Annotated in this window: 2 protein-coding genes; both read right to left on the bottom strand. The window is 72.9% G+C overall.

All coding sequences use genetic code 11. From position 1 onward, the window contains the following. Positions 1 to 252, bottom strand: a 252-nt coding sequence (gene secG / locus APM_RS12205; RefSeq protein WP_007423687.1) for a preprotein translocase subunit SecG, incomplete at its 3' end; no start/stop codon positions are given. 109 nt (positions 253 to 361) lie between these two features. After that, on the bottom strand, positions 362 to 734 hold a 373-nt coding region (locus tag APM_RS12200; RefSeq protein ID WP_007423686.1), incomplete at its 5' end, for a triose-phosphate isomerase.

Below are 734 nucleotides of genomic sequence, written 5' to 3'. Positions count from 1 at the left end.
GATCGATTCGGCCGAGCCGCCGCCGCCATGCCGGTAGAGCAGGGCGAGGACGAGCGAGAGCACCATGAACAGAGTCGCCAGCACCGCGGTGACGCGGGTGAGCAGGTTGGCGGTGCCGCGCCCGGTCATGAAGCTGCCCATGCCCTGGCTGGTGCCGAGGCCGAGGCCGCCGCCCTCGCTGCGCTGGATCAGCACGACGCCGATCAGGGCAATGGTGATGAACGCCTGGAGGACGAGCAGAACGGTGATCATGGGAGCGTGGCGGCCTTTCGGAGTGACGCGCGGGTTCTAGAGCATCAGCCCGCCGGATGGAACCATCCGGCGGGGCGGGGATGCCCGATTGTCGGGTCGACGGCGTCCTCTAGTCCCGCGCCGCGGCGGAGGCAATCGCCAGGAAGTCCTCCGCCTTGAGGCTGGCGCCGCCGACCAGGGCGCCGCCGACCTCGGGCAGGGCGAGCAGGGACGCCGCGTTCGAGGGCTTGACCGAGCCGCCGTAGAGGATCGGCATCGTCGCGCCGGCGGCGCCGAGCTGGCGGCGCAGGGCGGCGCGGATCGAGGCGTGCATCGCCGCGACGTCCTCCTCGGTGGGGGTGCGGCCGGTGCCGATCGCCCAGACCGGCTCGTAGGCGATGATGCCGGGGGCGACGACGCCGGGGACGGTCTGGCCGGCCAGTTCCTCCGGCAGGCTGCCGGCGAGCTGGGCGCGGACCACGGTTTCGGCCTCGCCGGAATCG

The sequence above is a fragment of the Acidiphilium sp. PM genome, assembly GCF_000219295.1.
GTDB classification, from domain to species: Bacteria; Pseudomonadota; Alphaproteobacteria; order Acetobacterales; family Acetobacteraceae; genus Acidiphilium; species Acidiphilium multivorum.
This window is presented reverse-complemented; position numbering and strand designations above follow the sequence as displayed.